13 protein-coding genes are annotated in these 19,052 nt (G+C 71.3%); 11 read left to right on the plus strand and 2 right to left on the minus strand.

Annotation, left to right across the window (positions count from 1 at the left end):
* Positions 1-2: 2 nt before the first annotated feature.
* Positions 3-1,022: a TIGR03842 family LLM class F420-dependent oxidoreductase gene (locus QF027_RS38605; RefSeq protein WP_307079965.1), complete on the plus strand. Its 1,020-nt coding sequence runs from the start codon at positions 3-5 to the stop codon at positions 1,020-1,022.
* A 125-nt stretch (positions 1,023-1,147) separates the two neighbouring features.
* A complete protein-coding gene (locus QF027_RS38610) occupies positions 1,148-2,698 on the plus strand; it encodes an NCS1 family nucleobase:cation symporter-1 (RefSeq protein WP_307079967.1) in 1,551 nt (516 codons plus the stop codon).
* Positions 2,699-2,753: 55 nt separating this feature from the next.
* On the opposite strand, the gene QF027_RS38615 is transcribed toward QF027_RS38610, so the two are convergent.
* Positions 2,754-3,419 (minus strand): hypothetical protein, encoded by a 666-nt coding sequence (locus QF027_RS38615; protein ID WP_307079969.1) that lies wholly within the window; start codon positions 3,417-3,419, stop codon positions 2,754-2,756.
* A 151-nt stretch (positions 3,420-3,570) separates the two neighbouring features.
* Positions 3,571-4,575, minus strand: a complete 1,005-nt coding sequence (locus QF027_RS38620; RefSeq protein WP_307079971.1) for a carboxymuconolactone decarboxylase family protein — start codon at positions 4,573-4,575, stop codon at positions 3,571-3,573.
* A gap of 167 nt (positions 4,576-4,742) precedes the next feature.
* On the opposite strand from QF027_RS38620, the gene QF027_RS38625 reads away from it, so the two are divergent.
* The 9 genes from QF027_RS38625 (at position 4,743) to QF027_RS38665 (ending at position 18,767) form a co-directional block, all read left to right on the plus strand.
* The gene (locus tag QF027_RS38625) at positions 4,743-5,861 is read left to right on the plus strand and encodes a sensor histidine kinase (RefSeq protein ID WP_307079973.1); all 1,119 of its coding nucleotides are present in this window, start codon (positions 4,743-4,745) and stop codon (positions 5,859-5,861) included.
* Positions 5,862-6,213: 352 nt separating this feature from the next.
* Positions 6,214-6,876: a response regulator gene (locus QF027_RS38630; protein ID WP_057608292.1), complete on the plus strand. Its 663-nt coding sequence runs from the start codon at positions 6,214-6,216 to the stop codon at positions 6,874-6,876.
* A gap of 43 nt (positions 6,877-6,919) precedes the next feature.
* Entirely contained in the window at positions 6,920-7,741 is an 822-nt protein-coding gene (locus tag QF027_RS38635) for a class I SAM-dependent methyltransferase (protein ID WP_306974359.1), read from the plus strand.
* A gap of 228 nt (positions 7,742-7,969) precedes the next feature.
* Positions 7,970-9,796 carry a gamma-glutamyltransferase family protein gene (locus QF027_RS38640; RefSeq protein ID WP_307079975.1) on the plus strand — a complete coding sequence of 609 codons (1,827 nt, stop codon included), beginning with the start codon at positions 7,970-7,972 and terminating at the stop codon, positions 9,794-9,796.
* Positions 9,797-10,195: 399 nt separating this feature from the next.
* Entirely contained in the window at positions 10,196-11,041 is an 846-nt protein-coding gene (locus QF027_RS38645) for an inositol monophosphatase family protein (RefSeq protein ID WP_307079977.1), read from the plus strand.
* A 638-nt stretch (positions 11,042-11,679) separates the two neighbouring features.
* Positions 11,680-13,092 (plus strand): phytoene desaturase family protein, encoded by a 1,413-nt coding sequence (locus QF027_RS38650; RefSeq protein WP_307079979.1) that lies wholly within the window; start codon positions 11,680-11,682, stop codon positions 13,090-13,092.
* Positions 13,093-13,133: 41 nt separating this feature from the next.
* Entirely contained in the window at positions 13,134-13,643 is a 510-nt protein-coding gene (locus QF027_RS38655; protein WP_307079980.1) for an O-acetyl-ADP-ribose deacetylase, read from the plus strand.
* 189 nt (positions 13,644-13,832) lie between these two features.
* On the plus strand, positions 13,833-14,390 hold the full coding sequence (locus QF027_RS38660) for a hypothetical protein (protein ID WP_307079983.1): 558 nt from the start codon (positions 13,833-13,835) through the stop codon (positions 14,388-14,390).
* A gap of 519 nt (positions 14,391-14,909) precedes the next feature.
* The gene (locus QF027_RS38665) at positions 14,910-18,767 is read left to right on the plus strand and encodes a glycoside hydrolase family 2 TIM barrel-domain containing protein (RefSeq protein ID WP_307079985.1); all 3,858 of its coding nucleotides are present in this window, start codon (positions 14,910-14,912) and stop codon (positions 18,765-18,767) included.
* Positions 18,768-19,052 lie beyond the last annotated feature (285 nt).

A 19,052-nucleotide genomic window follows, 5' to 3' on the forward strand; every position in this document is an offset into this window, starting at 1 on the left:
ACATGGACTTCGGACTCGTCCTGCAGACGGATCCGCCCGCCTCCAAGGTCATCAGCCTGATGAAGCGGGCCGAACGCAACGGCTTCACCTACGGGTGGACGTTCGACTCCGCCGTGCTCTGGCAGGAGCCGTTCGTGATCTACAGCCAGATCCTGGCGAACACCTCGCAGTTGAAGGTCGGCCCGATGGTCACCAACCCGGGCACCCGCACCTGGGAGGTCACCGCCTCCACCTTCGCCACCCTCAACGACATGTTCGGCAACCGCACGGTCTGCGGCATCGGCCGCGGCGACTCCGCGATGCGCGTCGCGGGGCGTACGCCCAACACACTGGCGCGGATCAGCGAGGCCATGAAGGTCATCAGGGCGCTCGGCTCGGGCCAGGAGGCCGACCTTGGCGGCACGGTGATCAGGTTCCCGTGGATCAAGGAGGACGCCGAACTCCCGGTATGGATGGCGGCGTACGGCCCCAAGGCACTGAAGATGACCGGTGAGGAGGCCGACGGGTTCATCCTCCAGCTGGCCGACCTGTACCTGACCGAGTACATGGTGAAGGCGGTCAAGGACGCGGCCGTCGCCGCCGGACGCTCGGCGGACGAGGTCAAGATCTGCGTGGCCGCCCCCGCCTACGTCACCGAGGACGACTCCCCCGAGGCACTCGCCCACGCGCGCGAGCAGTGCCGCTGGTTCGGCGGGATGGTCGGCAACCACGTCGCCGACCTGGTCTCCAAGTACGGCGAGCACTCCGCCGCCGTACCCGACGAGCTGACGGATTACATCAAGTCCCGTGAGGGGTACGACTACTCGCACCACGGGCGGGCCGACAACCCGGACACCGCGTTCGTGCCCGACGAGATCGTCGACCGGTTCTGCATCGTCGGACCGGTCGAGAAGCACATCGAGAAGCTGAACGCGCTGCGCGAGCTGGGCGTCGACCAGTTCGCCGTGTACGACATGCACGACGCCCAGGAGGCGACCATCGACGCGTACGGCTCGAAGGTCATCCCCGCCCTCAACGCCTGACTCCCGAACCCCCCCGCGACCCCCCACACCTTGTTCCCCCCTCTCCTCCCCGCCGTCCCGGGGCGGAGAGGGGCCCAAGGCCCCGCACGGCCTATCCCGTCCCGCTCTGATCGATTGGCCTGCCCATGACCGAAACAGTCCCCACGGGGTCGCCGATATCGCAGCCCGCCGGTGGCCGCGTCGAGCTAGCCCCCGAGGCCTTCCCCGCCGACAGCCCCTTCGCCAACGAGGACCTGCGTCCCGTACCGGTCTCCGAGCGCAAGTGGACGACGTACAACTTCGCGGCCCTGTGGATCTCCATGGCGCACTGCATCCCCAGCTGGACCCTGGCCTCCGGCCTGGTCGCGCTCGGCATGGACTGGAAGCAGGCCGTGTTCACCATCGCCCTGGCCAACATCATCGTGCTGCTGCCGATGCTGGCCACCGGGCACGCCGGACCCAAGTACGGCATCCCCTTCCCGGTCCTGGCCCGCGCCTCCTTCGGGCTGCGCGGCGCCAACATCCCGGCCCTGATCCGGGCGGCCGTGGCCTGCGGCTGGTTCGGCATCCAGACCTGGATCGGCGGCAGCGGCATCTTCGCGCTGGGCTCCAAGCTCACCGGCGGCCACTGGGAGAACGCGAGCAAGATCGCGGGCAACCCCTGGCCCCTGTGGCTCTGCTTCCTGCTGTTCTGGGCGCTCCAGATCGCGATCATCTACCGCGGCATGGACTTCCTGCGCCACTTCGAGAACTGGGCCGCGCCCTTCGTGATCGCCGGCGCGCTCGTGCTGCTCATCTGGATCGCGGTCAAGGCGGACGGCTTCGGCGCGCTGCTCGACCAGCCGTCGAAGCTGGGCTGGGGCCCCGACTTCTGGCCGGTCTTCTTCCCGTCCCTGATGGGAATGATCGGCTTTTGGGCGACTCTGTCCCTGAACATTCCTGACTTCACTCGCTTCGGTGCCAGTCAGAAGGCGCAGACCTGGGGCCAGTCCCTGGGACTGCCGACCACGATGACCCTCTTCGCGGTCCTCGCCGTGCTGGTCACCTCCGGCTCCGAGGTCGTCTACGGCGAGGCCATCTGGGACCCGGTCGCGCTGGCGGCCAAGGCGGACAACGCCTTCGGGCTGCTCTTCGCGCTGATCATCGTGCTGGTCGCCACCATCTCGGTGAACATCGCGGCGAACGTGGTCTCACCGGCGTACGACCTGTCCAACCTGGCCCCGAAGTTCATCAACTTCCGCACCGGCGCGCTGATCACGGGTGTCGTAGGCATCCTGATCTTCCCGTGGAAGCTGATCTCCACGCCGGAGTTCTACATCTTCACCTGGCTCGGCGTGGTCGGCGGTCTGCTCGGCACGGTCGCGGGCATCCTCATCGCCGACTACTGGATCGTCCGGCGTACGGTCCTGCACCTCGCAGACCTGTACACGCCCGGCGGCCGCTACTGGTACACCAACGGCTGGAACTGGCGGGCGATCGTCGCCTTCGTGGTGGGCGGTCTGCTCGCGGTCGGCGGCTCGTACTCGGGGGTGGGCGCGGACGGCAAGAAGACGGGGCCCTTCCCGACCGACGGCCTGATCCCGTTCCTCAAGCCACTGGCCGACTACGGCTGGGCGGTGGGCCTGAGCGCGTCCCTGCTGCTGTACATCGCGCTGATGCTGCCGAAGGGCAGGGAGCAGGAGGGCATCGCGGCCTGACGGTTCGCGTCACGCGCGCGTGGAGGGCGGTCGGGCTCGGCCCGGGCCTGTCGGCTCAGGCCTTCCGGCCGCCCTCCAGTGCCGCCACCGCCTCCTTGGCGGCCTTGATGGCGCCCTTGTTGATCTCGTCCGTGCTGGGCGCCTTCTTCGACTCGAAGTCGCTGCCGTTGTACGTCACGGTCACCAGCGCGTTGGACGCCTGGATGATGACCACGCCCTCACGGGTCTGCTGCTTGTCCTCGGTGGTGAGGTTCACCACCGAGTAGCCGGCGTCGCCGACCCCGGGCACACTCCCGCCGCCGCTCTTCTCGACGGTGTTCTCCTTGTACGACTTGGCGGCCGCCGCGTCGGACTCCGTGATCTCGAAGGAGACGTCGAGCCAGCGGTAGTCGAACCCCTTGAGCGCGTTCCAGGAGCAGGTGCGACGCAGGGACGTGTCCGTGGAGGGGATCTCCTTGCCGGCCGTCTTGGCACCCGGCACGAGCGACTTGATGGTAGCCGTACCGATGCTGCCGCAGGGGGCGGGGGCGGCGGCGTACTGCTTCGAGGCTGCTTCCGTGGACGCGCCCGAGGGGGTCTCGCCGGCGGACTGCGGCGCCGACTCGTTCTCGGCGGCCGGCGTCGTGGCCGGGCCTGACGTCAGCGCCCAGCCCGCCGCGGCGAGCACGACGACGGGCGAGATGCGCGCGGTGAGGGCAAGCGGCAGGGAAAGAGTTCGCACGGCGCACTTTTCGTGGGGGACGGACGGTGCGGACGAGTCCGCACTGCGGACGGGACGCCAGTTTCACACGTCTCCCTGTGGGGCGGAAGTGTGAACTCGCTCCGTACCTGCGCCGTCACTGCGCCCTGCCGTCGATGCGTCATGTGTCCGTTTATGTCCGGGCGATGGGCCGGTAGAGGGCGGATTCGACGCGGTCCACGGCCAGGAAGGCCCCGTAGGCCACGAGGTGCACCAGAAGCCGGTCGGTGTGCTCGGGCCGTCGCCAGGCCGCCACGTCCTCGTCGGTGATCCGGTACGGCGCGAGCGCGGCCAGCAGCACCAGACGCGCGCCGGGGCGTTCCCGCCGGTCCGGGAAGCCGCTCAGGTCGAGTGGCGGATGCGACCCGTCCCAGTCCAGCAGGGTCTCCTCCACGAGGTCCTGGTCCTCGATGCCGAGGAGACGGGCGCCCTGCATGGCCGCCCGGAGCAGCGCCGCGTACGCGAGCCCGACGGGCGTACCGTCCGCCCACGCCGGGGCTTCACCGGGGTCGGGCAGGTCGAGCAGCGCGAGGGACGCGCCGGGCCGGGCGGGTCGGCGCACGGTCCGGGCGAGCGTGCGGCCCGCGAGACTCCGGACGGCCCGGAAGCGCTGGGCGTTGCCCGGCAGCAGGTTCTCGGTGAGCAGGGCGGACACGATCCGGTTGATGAAGTGGAAGGCGAACGCCGTGCCGAGGTAGCCCGGAGCGTGCTCGCGCGGGAACGGGTACGGTCCGGCGCCGAGGCCGCCCGGCACGCGCGTGTGCCTGCCCCAGTCCAGCACGCGCGCGTGCTCCTCGTTCTCGGGCCGCTCGCCTCGCGCGACGCGTTCGGCGAGCGCGTGGTCGCCGGTGGCGTGCAGCAGCATGGTGTGCGCGTCCACGCAGAACGGGCACCGGTTGGCCAGCGAGACGCCGAGCGCCGCCAGCTCCTTGCCGGTGCGGCTGCCGGGGCCCGCGATCAGTGACTCGCGCATCAGCGCCCACGTGGGGGCGAGGAGCTCCGGCGCGGAGGAGAGGACCACGAAGGTGACGGGTTCGTCGATGCCGAAGTCGCGGGACAGCTGCTCGTAGACCTCGGCGACATGGCCGGTGGCGGCCTTGGGCGGCAGGGGCCGGGTGTAGCGGAAGGGTGTGGACATGGACAGCAGAGTGCGCCCCGACGGCGGCCCTGGTCGTCGTACGGCCGAAGGGAGTTGGCGCTGCATCCGTGAGCGCGGGACGGGTCGGGGACTACTACGGGGGGAGTAGCGGGGGAGTTGTCCACAGGGTTGACGCCGGTGACGGTGCCGCGGTCTAGCGTGTGGGCATGAGCGGGCATGCGGTCGACTCGGCCACCCACAAACGACTCGCCGATCTGGCCCTCGTGGTCGTGGTCGGCGCACTTGTCGTGGTCGCGGCGGCTCTGGAGGCGGACACGACCGCCCTCGACTACGCGCTCCTCGTGGGGAGTGCGGCCGCTCTCGTGTTCTACCGCGCGGTGCCGCTGGTGGTGCTGGCCGTGACCACGGTGAGCGGCGCGGCCTACGTCCTGCACGCCCACCCGGGATCCCTCGGCGCGCTGTCCGTCTTCGCCGCCGTGCACCTGGCGTCCCAGCTGGGGCACCGGGGCTGGGCGGCCGCGGCGAGCGGGGTCTTCCTCGGGGCGTACGCGCTCACGGGCCCGACGGTCCAGGAGGCGGTCGAGAAGACCGCGCTGCTCGCGGGCTGGTTCGTGTGCGCGGTGGTGACGGGCCTCGCCGGCCGTAACTGGCAGGCGTATCTGCGCCAGACCGAACAGCGCGCGCTGGAGGCCGAGCGCACCCGGGAGGAGGCCGCTTTGCGCCGCGCCGGGGAGGAACGGCTGCGGATAGCCCGGGAGTTGCACGACTCCCTCACCCACAGCATCTCCATTGTCAAGCTCCAGGCGGGCGTGGCCGTCCATCTGGCCCGCAAGCGGGGCGAGGAGGTGCCGCCCGCCCTGCTCGCCATCCAGGAGGCGGGCGGCGAGGCCATGCGCGAACTGCGCGCCACCCTGGAGGTCCTGCGCACCGACGAGCCGACCGGCACCCCCGCGCTGCTCGTGGAGCGGGCACGGGCGGCGGGTCTCACCGTCGAACTGAGCGTGACGGGCGAGGAGTGCGCCCTGCCCGCTCCGCTCGACCGGGCCGTGTACCGGATCGTCCAGGAGTCCCTGACGAACGCGGCCCGGCACGCGGGACCGGCCAAGGTGCGGGTGGAACTGGCCTACGGCAAGGACGACTTGACGATCCGAGTGGACGACGACGGGGCCGCGGACCCGGACCGACCGCCACAGCCCGGTCACGGCCTCACGGGCATGCGCGAACGTGTCATGGCCCTGGGCGGCACGCTGCACACCGGCCCGCGCGCGGAGGGCGGGTTCTCGGTACGGGCGGAGCTGCCTTTGGGGGCGGGGGAGGCGGTGTGATCGGGGCGCGGGGGCTTGAGGACGGGGGAAGGCTTCCGGTGCCCCGGGGTTGGGTGCGAGGTGGGTGGCGGTTTGGCGGGGAGTCGCGTCCAGCCCCCGCGGTGGGGCCCGGTGTGCGGGGTCGGCCGCGACAGTGCGGGGCGGGTTTCGTGGTGGGGCGCGTGTGGGGTGGGACCGTGGAGGGCGGGTTGCCGGTGTGGGTCGGCCGTGAGGGTGCGGGGCGGGTTCACGGCGGACGCGGGATCGGCCGCCGCGGTGGGGGCGGCTTCCACGGTGGGCCCTGTGCCGGTTTCGGGGGAGACGGTGCGAGTGAGGCGGGGGACGGATTCTCTGTGCGCGTGGAGGTATCCGGGTGATCAGGGTGGCGCTCGTAGACGACCAGGCCTTGATGCGGGCCGGATTCCGGGCCCTGCTCGACGCCGAGGACGGGATCGAGGTGGTCGGGGAGGCGGCGGACGGGGAGCGGGGCGTGGAGTTGGTGCGCGCACAGGTGCCCGACATCGCGCTGATCGACGTACAGATGCCGGTGATGACGGGCATCGAAGCGACGCGGCGGATCGCCGCCGATCCGGAGCTGGCGGGGGTCCGCGTGGTGATCCTCACCAACTACGGTCTCGACGAGTACGTCTTCGAGGCACTGCGGGCGGGCGCGAGCGGCTTTCTGCTGAAGGACACCGAACCGGCCGACCTGCTCCAGGCCATCGAGGTGGTGGCCCGCGGCGAGGCCCTGCTGTCCCCCGCGGTCACCCGTACCCTGATCGGCGAGTTCGTCTCCCGCCCACCCGACCGGTCCACCGCCCCCGGCCTGGAGTGCCTCACCCGCCGCGAACGCGAGGTGACCGCCCTGGCCGCCCGCGGCCTGACCAACGAGGAGATCGCCGAGCACATGGTGATCAGCCCCCTCACGGCCAAGACGCACATCAGCCGAGCGATGACGAAGCTGGGTGCTCGTGACCGCGCCCAACTGGTCGTTTTCGCCTACGAGTCGGGGCTGGTGACGGCGCGCGGCTCCTGATATTCCCTTGCCCGCCACGGCCTGCGATCAGCACTCTGAGGCGATGACCGAGACACCACCGCGGATGCGCGAAGAGATCCTCGCCTACTACGCACAGGGCACCGAGGACGCCCGCCTCAGACCGGGCGGTGCCCCGTCCGGACGGCTGGAGTTCTGGCGCACGCAGGACGTACTGCGACGGCTGCTGCCGGCCGTGCCCGCGCGCGTGCTGGACGTCGGCGGCGGCAGCGGGGTGCACGCGGAGTGGCTCGCGCGCGACGGGTACGCGGTCGAACTCGTCGACCCCGTACCGCTCCACGTCGAACAGGCCTCGCGGCTGCCGGGGGTGGCCGCTCGACTCGGGGACGCGCGTGAGCTGGCCGCGTCCGACTCCTCGTACGACGTGGTGCTCCTGCTCGGCCCCTTGTACCACTTGCCCGAACAGGCCGACCGGGTACAGGCGTTGGCCGAGGCGGGCCGGGTGGTCCGGCCGGGCGGGCTGGTGGTCGCGGCCACCATCAACCGGTACGCGCAACTGCACGACCTGCTGCGCGAGGAGCGCTACTTCACCCCTGAGCACCGCGAACGCACCGACGCCGTCCTCGCGGACGGTCGGCATCCCTACCATGAGGAGGGCTTCTTCACGGTCGCCCAGTTCGCCCAACCGGACGAGGTGACCGCGGAGTTCACGGACGCGCGGCTGGCCGTCGAGGGGCAGTACGGCGTCGAGGGCGTGGCCTGGCTGATGGGCGGGGTCGAGGACTGGCTGGACGACCCGGTCCGGCGCGAGACCGTGCTGGCAGCGTGCCGGCACATCGAGTCCGAGCCGACGCTGCTGGGGGCGAGCGGGCATCTGCTCACGGTGGGCAGACGACCGTCGGCGTGACAGGGCGTCCGTCCGCCCGGCGGTGACTACGGGGCCGTACCGCCCGAGTAGTCACTGCGGTGTCCACGCGCAGCAGAGAGACGACGTCGATACGGGCGCGGGGCGATCGATAGCCTGTCGGGGAGCGGGTGGGGGAGGGTGCCGGCTTGGGCTCCCCACCTGCTCCCCAGGGCTGGTCCCGAGCGCCGATCGGTCCGGCCGATGCGCGGAAAGTGCGAGGTGAAAGGCGTGTTCACGACCCGTCCCACTCTTCAAGGCACCTTCGGCATGGTGTCCTCCACCCACTGGCTGGCTTCGCAGTCGGCGATGGCGGTACTGGAGGACGGCGGCAACGCGTACGACGCGGCGGTGGCCGGGGCCTTCGTGCTGCACGTCGTCGAGCCGCACCTCAACGGGCCCGCCGGTGAGGTGCCGATCCTGCTCGCGCCCGCCGGTGGGGAGGTGCGGGTGCTGTGCGGGCAGGGGGTCGCGCCCGCCGGAGCCACCGTGGCCCACTACCAGGGGCTCGGCCTGGATCTCGTCCCCGGCACCGGCCCCCTCGCCGCCGCCGTCCCGGGCGCCTTCGACGCCTGGATGCTGCTCCTGCGCGACCACGGCACCAAGTCGCTCGCCGACGTGCTCAAGTACGCCATCGGTTACGCCGAGGACGGGCACGCGCCCGTGGAGAACGTGGGCGCGACCGTCGAGAGTGTGCGGGAGCTGTTCGAGACGGAGTGGACCTCGTCGGCGGAGGTGTACCTGCCGGGCGGCAAGGCCCCGCGGTCCGGCGAGTTGTTCCGCAACCCCGCCCTGGCCGCCACCTGGAAGCGGCTGATCGACGAGGTGGCAGGGGCGGGCGACCGGGCCGCGCAGATCGACGCGGCTCGTGAGGTGTGGCGTACCGGATTCATCGCCGAGGCGCTCGTACGGCAGGCGCAGCGACCCACCATGGACACCAGCGGCTCGCGGCACACGGGCACGCTCACGGCCGCCGATCTCGCCGGGTGGTCCGCGACCTACGAGGCGCCGGCGACGTACGACTGGAACGGCTGGACCCTGTGCAAGGCCGGCCCCTGGAGCCAGGGCCCTGTCCTCCTCCAGCAACTGGCGCTGTTGCCACCCGAGCTGCCGCGGTACGGGTCCGTCGAGTACGTCCATCTGCTGGTCGAGGGCTGCAAGTTGGCGATGGCCGACCGGGAGGCCTGGTACGGGGACGCGGCCGAAGTGCCGCTCGGTGAGCTGCTGTCGGCGCAGTACAACGCGGAACGGCGTGAGCTCGTCGGCGACAAGGCCTCCCACGAGCTCCGGCCGGGCAGTCCAGGTGGGCGTGTTCCCCGGCTGAGCGCGCACGCGCGCGTGGTCGTCACCGACGAGCCCGGCTTCAGCCCGATGGGCGTGGGGGAGCCGACGGTCGCGAAGAACCCCACGTCTCCCGTGCCGGGTGAGCCCGAGGTCGGCCCCGACGGCACGACCCGGGGCGACACCTGCCATCTCGACGTCGTCGACCGCTGGGGCAACATGGTGGCCGCCACACCCAGCGGGGGATGGCTCCAGTCCAACCCCGTCGTACCCGAACTGGGCTTCCCGCTGGGCACCCGGCTCCAGATGACCTGGCTGGAGGAGGGATTGCCCAACTCCCTCACCCCCGGCCGCCGCCCCCGCACCACCCTCACCCCCTCGATCGCCCTGCGTGACGGAGTGCCGGTTCTGGCCTTCGGCACGCCCGGCGGAGACCAGCAGGACCAGTGGCAGCTCCACTTCTTCCTGGCTCTCGCCCTGCGCTCCCCGGTCCGCGGAGGCCTCGACCTCCAAGGCGCTATCGACGCCCCGAACTGGCACAACGACAGCTTCCCGGGGTCGTTCTATCCCCGGGGGATGCGGCCGGGAAGCGTCACGGTGGAGGCGCGGACGGATCCCGGGGTGGTCGAAGGGCTACGGCGGCGAGGCCACGACGTGACGGTGGGGGAGCCGTGGTCGGAGGGACGGTTGTGCGCGGTGGCGCGGGACCCGGAGACGGGGGTGTTGTCGGCGGGGGCCAATCCGCGGGGGATGCAGGGGTATGCGGTGGGGCGGTGACGGAGCTGCGCGGGGGCGTCGGCAGGGTAGCGACACGGGTCCGGCGTCAGCCGATCACCCGGCAGGCACAGCCCGCCACACACCAGCCCGGCCAACCCGCCAGCTGCTCCCCAGAGGCCGGATGCCGCCGGCGCCGCTGAAGCGTTTGCCGCCTGCCGCCTGCCGCCTGCCGCCTGCCGCCTGCCGCCTGCCGCCTGCCGCCTGCCGTTGCGCTGGGGCGTGGCGGACTGGCTACGGCTGTGGTCGGCGATGCCGTCGACTCGGCAGCGTCTCGGTCACGATCGCGTAATTTGCCCCGGTATAAGCGTCGTTGCTTCCGGATCTCGGTGTTCACGGCGATTCCACCCACCCTCCATCGGGCGGGTGGGGATTGTCAGTCCCGCGTGCTCTCATGGAGTCATGATCGAAGACACGGAAACCATCGACGAGTTTCTCGACCGGCACGCGGACGACGTGGAAGAGGCGGTGCGCAAGGCCGCCGCGGCCGAGGTCATGCCGCGCTTCAGGCGGCTCGCCGCGCATGAGGTCGACCAGAAGGCCGGCCCGCACGACCTGGTGACGGACGCCGACCGGCTGGCCGAGCGGTATCTCACCGAGGCGCTCGGCGCCCTCCTGCCCGGCTCGGTCGTGGTCGGAGAGGAGGCGGTCCACGCCAACCCGGCGTCGTACGAGGCGCTGCAGGACGACACCCCGGTCTGGATCGTCGACCCGGTCGACGGCACCCGGCAGTTCGTGCACGGCGAACCCGGCTTCTGCATGCTGGTCGCGCTGGCCAAGAGCGGCGTTCTGCTCGCTTCCTGGACGTACGCCCCGGCCCGGGACCACCTGGCCACGGCGATACGCGGCCGGGGCGCGTTCCTCGACGGCGAGCGGTTGTACGCGGGCGTCCCAGACCCGGGCCGCGACCTCCAAGTGGCCACCTCCCACCCGGACTACACGACGGACGAGCAGAAGCGCGGTCTGCTGGGACTGTGGACGGACGGCGTCGCACCGCGGGCGTGCGGCTCGGCCGGCCTGGAGTATCTCGCCGTCGCCCGCGGCGAGTCGGACGCCGTCGCCTTCTCCTGGGAGGCGGCCTGGGACCACGCGGCGGGCCTGCTGCTGGTCGAGGAGGCGGGCGGCACCCATCTGACCCTCACCGGCGAACCGTTCCGCATCAAGGGCGGCAACACCCTCCCCTTCACCGCGGCCCGCGACGCGGCGACGGCCCGCAGGGTGCGGGCGCTGCTGGCGGGCGAGGCCTGACGCGCCCGCCGGGGCGGGCCAGGGCTGGGCGAGCCGGAGCCGGAGCCGGGAACGGGAGCCGGCGCCGGAGCGGCCTCAGAACCGGCCCCGACGGGCGGCGCGCAGGATCCCCCAACCAGAGTCGGGCGCCGGAGCCGGAACCCGAGCGGCCCCGGAACCCGAACCAGCCCCGACTTACCGTTCCTGTGGACTGAGCGGGAGTGAGTCCGTTCAGCCGCGCGCCCCGAACGGTCTTGGGCGAGCTGGTCCCCGGCGTACTCGACCCTGGGGCGGCGACACGCATCCTGTGCGCGGTCCGGGCCCGGGAGGCCAGTTCCCTGTGCGACCTGTCAGGTCGGTACGGCCAGAGGCGACGGGGAGGCCCTGAACCATCCTCTGGTGGAGCAGGGGCCCCGCACTCCCCCAAAGGGGGTGCCCCCAGACGCCGTACCCGGTGTCCCAGGTCGCACGACCACGCTAGCCCAAACAGCCCAGGACTCCGCAATCCCGTAAGCGGACGATCACGCGATCGAGCTAATCCGGCCTTGTGCGCACTCCCTGGTGAGCAGCCACCAACCCCGAACCCCGAGACTGTCGGTCCCCCGGCATATCCTGATCCTCTGGCCATCGGCTGACGAAGGGGTCCGAAGGTGCCGTCGATGCTCGATGCGGTCGTGGTGGGTGCGGGGCCGAACGGACTGACGGCTGCCGTGGAGCTGGCCCGCCGCGGCTTCTCCGTGGCCGTCTTCGAGGCGCGCGGCACCGTGGGCGGGGGAGCCCGCACCGAGGAGCTGACCCTCCCCGGCTTCCTGCACGACCCGTGCTCCGCGGCCCACCCCCTCGGCATCAACTCCCCGGCGTTCCGTGCCCTGCCTCTGGAGCGCTACGGCCTGGAGTGGCTGCATGCCGAGCTGCCCATGGCACACCCCTTCCCAGACGGCACCGCCGCCGTGCTGTCGAGGTCGGTCGCCGAGACGGCCGCCTCGTTCGGACCGCGCGACGCGGGGACCTACCGACGGCTCGTCGAGCCGTTCCTGCCCAGGTGGGACACCCTGGCCCGCGACTTCATGTCCCTGCCCGCGACCGCGCTGCCCCGTGACCCGGTCACCCTCGCCCGCTTCGGTCTCGTCGGCCTGCCCCCGTCGACCTGGCTGATGCGCCGGTTCCGCGACGAGCGCGCGAAGACCCTGTTCGCCGGGCTCGTCGCGCATGTCATGGCCCCGCTCAGCGGGTTCGCCACCGGCGCCATCGGCCTGGTCTTCGCCCTCGCCGCACACGCCCGCGGCTGGCCCGTGGCCCGCGGCGGCTCCCAGTCCATCTCCGACGCGCTCGCCGCGTACCTCACGGACCTCGGCGGCACCGTCCACACCGACTACGAGGTCAAACGGCTCGACGACCTGCCGCCCGCGCGCGCGTACGTCTTCGACACCTCGCCCACCGCCCTGGCCCGCATCGCCGGCTTCGGCAACTACTACGAGGGCTACCGATACGGCCCGGGCGTCTTCAAGGTCGACTACGCCCTCGACGGCCCCGTGCCATGGACCGCGAAGGAGGCGCGCGGCGCCGGCACCGTGCAGATCGGCGCCGACACCGCGGAGATCGGCACCGCCCTGCGCGCCGCGTCCCGGGAGGGCCGCGCACCCGACAGGCCGTTCTTGATCACGGTGCAGCCGAGTGTCGTCGACCCCGGCCGGGCCCCCGCCGGAAAGCACGTGTTCTGGGCCTACGGCCACGTGCCCAGCGGATGGACCGGCGACCTCACCGACGCCATCGAGCGCCAACTGGAGCGTTTCGCCCCGGGGTTCCGCGACCGTGTCCTCGCCCGCGCCACCGCCGGCCCCCCCGAACTGGCCGCCCGCAACGCCAACTACGTCGGCGGCGACATCGGCTCCGGCGCGGTCAGCGGACTCCAGGTCATGCTGCGCCCCAGGCTCTCCCTGTCCCCGTACGGCACCCCTCATCCGGCCGTCTTCATCTGCTCGTCGGCGACCCCACCGGGACCTGGCGTGCACGGCATGTCGGGCCACAACGCCGCGAAAGCCGTATGGCGGAGGCTGCGACAGCAGATCTGACCGGGCTGCCCCCGGCGGGGCGGGCTGGAAGAGTGGTGCTCATGACCACCATCAAGCTCGTCCAGGGCGACATCACCCGGGAGAGCGCCGACGCGATCGTCAACGCCGCGAACTCCTCCCTCCTCGGCGGGGGAGGAGTCGACGGCGCCATCCACCGCCGCGGCGGCCCCGCGATCCTGGCGGACTGCCGCAAGCTGCGCGCCGGTCACCACGGCAAGGGGCTGCCCACCGGAAAGGCGGTCGCCACCACCGCGGGCGACCTGGACGCGCGCTGGGTGATCCACACCGTCGGCCCCCGCTACAGCCAGGAGGAGGACCGCTCGGAGCTGCTGGCCTCCTGCTACCGCGAGTCCCTGCGCGTCGCCGATGAACTGGGCGCCCGGACCGTCGCCTTTCCGGCCGTCTCGGCCGGCATCTACGGCTGGCCGATCGACGACGCCGCCCGGATCGCCGTGGAGACCGTACGGGAGACGGAGACCGCGGTGGAGGAGGCGCGGTTCGTGTTGTTCGACGAGAAGGCGTACCAGGCGTTCGCGCGGCAGGTCGACTGACCTTCGCCGGGCTCCTCCTCTGACGGCCGAATGGCCGCAGGCGCCGAAAGCGGGGGGGGCAGGCGGGGAAAATCCTGGTCAGAAGCGTCTTGACCCGATGCTCGTCCGCGTGGGGGCCTCGTGACCGGTTGCGCGGAGCGGGGGCGGTTCTCACGGTGGGCCCAAAGAAACACTTCGAAAGGACCCTGCATGCGCCCCCTCGTCTCCCGCGGCCTTCTCCTGCCGACGCTGGTCTGTACCGCGCTGATCCTCGGCCCGGTCGGCGCCGCGGCCGCGGTCGTCGACGCAGGCCGCGGCGCGTCGAACCACGGTGTGGCTCAGGCGGCCACCTGGTACGGCACCGATGAGGCGGACACCCTGACGGACCGCCTCGACGCACTGGACCGCTCCGCGCACGGCAGCGTCCTCCAGCCCCTCCTGGACGCCGTCACCGACATCACCGCCCTGGACGGCACCCACCTCGGCGCGAGCGAGGCGGCCGCCCACGCGAAGGCCGTGAAGGCGGCGAACGCCGATGTCCAGGAACAGCTGCGGAAACTGAGCGACACGGACCGGACCGCGGCGGCCGACCCGGTCTCCGACCTCCTGGCCTCGCTCCAGTCCGCGGTCGACGACCTGCTCACGTCACTGACCTCGCTGGATCTGGGCGGCGTGGTGGGCTCGGTCACCGGCCTCCTGGGCACCGTGGTCGGAACCGTCACCGGGTTCCTCGGCGGCGGACTGCCCTCCTTGCCGGCCACCAGCTGACGCCACGGCATCCCACGGCACCGTTCCTGCGGACTGAGCGGGAGTGAGTCCGTTCAGCCGCGCGCCCCGAACGGTCTTGGGCGAGCTGTTCCCGGCGTACTCGACCCCGGGGCGGCGACACGCATCCTGTGCGTGGTCCGGTCCCGGGAGGCCCCCGCGGCCGGAGGCCGCTGTTGGACGCCGCCCTGCGCGACCTGGCCAAACAGGTACGGCCACTGCTCGCCAGGGAGTCCGCACGAGGTCGAATGAGCTCGATCGTGTGATCGCCTGCTGGCGGGCTTGCGGAGTCCTGGGCCGATCGGGCTGACGTGGTCATCAACCCCCGCGTGAGCGCACGCGGGGGTTGCCGCATGTCGTCATGTCCCCAGGACCCCACAAAGTCCGACAGAGTCATTGCCTAGGAAGTCTTCGGGATCTAGGTTGAGTCGCATCCTGTGCCTCAAAGTCACCAATAGCACACAGGAATTGACGCTCCCTCAGTACGTACACCGCACTGTCGTCCCGAGGAAGGTTCCACCGATGCCCCACCCGTATCTGCCTGCCCCCATCAGCCGCCGGCGTCTGCTGGAGTCGGGGGCCGCCGTCCTCGGTGCCCTCGCGCTGTCCTCCGGTCCCCTGGCCGGTCGCGGCCACGCGGCGGAGGGCGCGCCGGAGTGGAACGGCGCCATCGATCTCTTCCGGGTGGGCACCCAGCCCCCGCACACCACCCTCATGCCGTACGCCCATGTCGGCCAGGCGCTCGCCGCCGACCGCACCCGCTCGCCGTACCGGCTGAGCCTCGACGGCACGTGGAAGTTCGCCTACGCCGACCGCCCCGCCGATCGCGACACCGACTTCTACCGCACCGACGTGGACGACACGGAATGGGACACCATTCCCGTTCCCTCGGTATGGCAGGTGCATGGCTACGACTTCCCGATCTACGTCAACATCACCTACCCCTGGTGGGGCCCCAACGGCCTCGGCGAGGAGGCACAGCCGCCCGCCGCCCCGACCCGCTACAACCCCGTCGGCCAGTACCGGCGCACCTTCACCGTCCCGAAGGACTGGTCGGGGCGGCGGACCTTCCTGCACTTCGAGGGCGTCAAGTCCGCGCACTACGTGTGGATCAACGGTGAACTCGTCGGCTACCACGAGGACTCGTACACGCCCGCCGAGTACGACATCACCCCGCACCTCAAGCCGGGCACGAACCAGATCGCGGTCGAGGTCTACCGCTATTCCGACGGCGACTGGCTGGAGGACCAGGACATGATCCGGCTGAGCGGCATCTTCCGCTCGGTCTACCTCTACTCCACCCCGGCCGTCCACCTGCGCGACTTCAAGCTGGACACCCCGCTCGGCGACGACTACACCTCCGCCGAGCTCTCGGTCACCGCGAGCGTGCGCGACTACGCCGGCGGCAACCAGGGCCGCTACACGGTCGAGACGCAGCTGTACGACTCGGGCGGCCACGCGGTCTGGGCCCGCCCGCTCCAGCAGGCCGTCGCCCTCGACGCCGGCGACGAGACGACCGTACAGGCGGCGAAGGCCGTGCCCGCGCCGAAGCTGTGGTCGGCCGAGCAGCCGAATCTCTACACCGCCGTCCTGCGGCTGCGCGACCCCGCCGGCAAGGTGATCGAGACGCTCTCGCACCGCGTCGGCCTGCGTGAGTTCGCCCTGAAGGACGGGCTGATGCGCATCAACGGCAAACCCGTCTCCTTCCGGGGCACCAACCGCCACGAGATGCACCCCGACCGCGGCACCGCACTCACCCGCGCGGACCTCGTGAAGGACATCACGATCATCAAGCGGATGAACATCAACTCGGTCCGCACCTCCCACTACCCCAACAACCCGCTGTGGCTCGAACTCGCCGACGAGTACGGCCTCTACCTCGTCGACGAGACCAACCTGGAGACCCACGGCATCCGCGACGCGTACCCGGGCAACCACCCCGACTGGAGCGCGGCCTGTGTGGCCCGCGCCCAGAACATGGTCCACCGCGACAAGAACCACGCCTCGGTGGTGATCTGGTCCCTCGGCAACGAGGCGGGCGGCGGCAGCACCTTCGTGAACATGCGGGACTGGATCAAGTCGTACGACACCACCCGCGTCGTCCAGTACGAGGGCGACGACCGGCCCACCATCAGCGACATCCGCTCGGAGATGTACGAGAGCCCCGCACGCGTCGAGCAGCGCGCCAAGGACACCTCCGACACCCGGCCGTACGTGATGATCGAGTACTGCCACGCGATGGGGAACTCCAACGGCAACTTCAAGAAGTACTGGGACATCGTCCGCCGCTACCCCGTCCTCCAGGGCGGCTGGATCTGGGACTTCGTCGACCAGTCCCTCAGCGAGCCCGTCCCGGTACGCCAGTTGCTGACCGAGAGCGGGCCCGGCGCGCTGAAGGGCGAAGTCCTGCCTGCCAGGGCCAGGTTCGACCGCGACAAGGGCGTCTCCGGTGGCACGGTCTTCGCCCGCGACGCCCGCCTCGACCTCACCGGCTCGCTGACTCTGGAGGCCTGGGTCACCCCGAAGGCGACGGGCTATCACCAGCCGATCGTCGCCAAGGGCGACACGCAGTACGCCCTCAAACAGTCCGGGAAGACGCTGGAGTTCTTCATCTACGGCGGCGGTCAGTGGATCACGGCCACCTGGGCGCTCCCGGACGACTGGACGGGCAGGGAGCATCATGTCGCCGGTGTCTTCGACGCGGACGCGGGCACGCTGACCCTCCATGTGGACGGCCAGGTGAGGGCGACCAAGACCACGACACAGCGGCCGAGCAGCAACACCGCGCCGCTCGCGCTGGCCGTCGATGTCGACAACTCCACAAGGGAGTTCAGCGGCACGATCAGGAAGGCGCGCGTGTACGGCCGTGCCCTGAGCGCCGCCGAACTGGCCTCCGGCAGCCGGGGGCCCGGCGACGAGGGCGTGCGGTTCTGGTTCGACGCGGCGACCGTGGGGCTCACCGAGAAGCGGCCCGCCCAGAAGACCTTCTTCGCGTTCGGCGGCGACTGGGGCGACAACCCCAACGACGGTGCCTTCGTCGCCGACGGCATCGTCACCGCCGACCGCGGCCACACCGGCAAGGCCGCCGAGGTCAAGCAGATCTACCAGGCGGTCAACGCGTCCTGGGCCGCGGACGGGTCGGTGACCCTGACCAACGAGTACCTCTTCACCAACCTCCGTGAACTCGACGGCAGTTGGACGCTCTCCGCTGACGGGAAGGTGGTGCAGCGCGGGAAGCTGACACGGGACCAGCTGAATCTGGCACCGCTGTCGAGCAAGGACATCACCGTCCCGTACAAGCTCCCGAACGCCCCCGCGCCCGGCACCGAGTACTTTCTCCAACTCTCCTTCACCCTCCCGGAGTCCACCCCTTGGGCGAAGGCCGGCTTCGAGGTGGCCAAGCAGCAGCTCGCCGTCGACGCGGACAGTCCGGCCGTGACCCCGGTGCCGCTCGCGAAGGTCCCGGCGCTGACATACGAGGACGCCTCCGGGCATGTCACCGTCACCGGCAAGGACTTCTCCGTCACCGTCGACAGGAGCAGCGGGACCATCACATCGTACAAATCCCACGGCACCCGCCTGATCACCTCCGGGCCCGTGCCCAACTTCTGGCGGGCGCCCACCGACAACGACCACGGCAACGGGCAGCACACCCGCAACCAGACCTGGCGCGACGCCGGCACGAACCGCAAGGTCACCGACGTGAGCGTGCGGGCGCTGCAGGACCGGGCCGTCGAGATCAAGGTGAGCGGCACGCTGCCGACGACGACCGAGTCGGCGTACACCACGACCTACACGGTCTTCGGCAACGGCGAGATCAAGGTCGACAACACCCTGCACCCGGGGGCGAGTTCACTGCCCTACATCCCGGAGGTCGGCACGATCCTGTTCCTGCCGCGCCACCTGGACCGGCTGCACTACTACGGCCGCGGACCCGAGGAGAACCACTGGGACCGCAACGACGGTACGGACGTGGGGCTCTACTCCGGGACCGTCGCCGAGCAGTGGACCCCCTACATCCGCCCGCAGGAGAACGGCAACAAGACCGACGTCCGCTGGGCCGCCCTGACCGGCCGCGACGGCGTGGGACTGCTGGTCTCCGGCGAACCTCTCCTGGAGGTCAACGCCTCGCACTTCACCCCGGAGGACCTGTCCGGCGGGGTGCGCCACGACTACCAGCTCACCCCGCGCGACGCGGTCGTCCTGCGGGTGAACCACCGGCAGATGGGCGTCGGCGGCGACAACAGCTGGGGCGCGCACACCCACGACGAGTACAAGCTGTTCGCCAACCGGGACTACTCGTACACGTACCGGCTGCGTCCGCTGACGGATGTGGCCAGTGCGACGGCGGCCTCACGGCGGCCGACGGCCTCCGCCTAGCGCACCGCGAGGGTGGGGCGGCCCCGGACTCCCGGGAACGCCTCACCCGCGTCGGGCGACGCAGGGCCACCGTCACCACGGGACCGCACGCGAGGAGGGCCGCCGGCACGCCGTACCCGTACGTCAGAGTCGCCGCCGTGGCCACGCCCGCTGCGAGCAACGGTCCGCCGGGAACGCCTCACCCCGCGTCGGCGACGCAGGGCCACCGTCACCACGGGACCGCACGCGAGGAGGACCGCCGGCACGCCGTACCCGTACGTCAGACTCGCCGCCGTGGCCACGCCC

The sequence above is a fragment of the Streptomyces canus genome, assembly GCF_030816965.1.
GTDB lineage: Bacteria > Actinomycetota > Actinomycetes > Streptomycetales > Streptomycetaceae > Streptomyces > Streptomyces canus_E.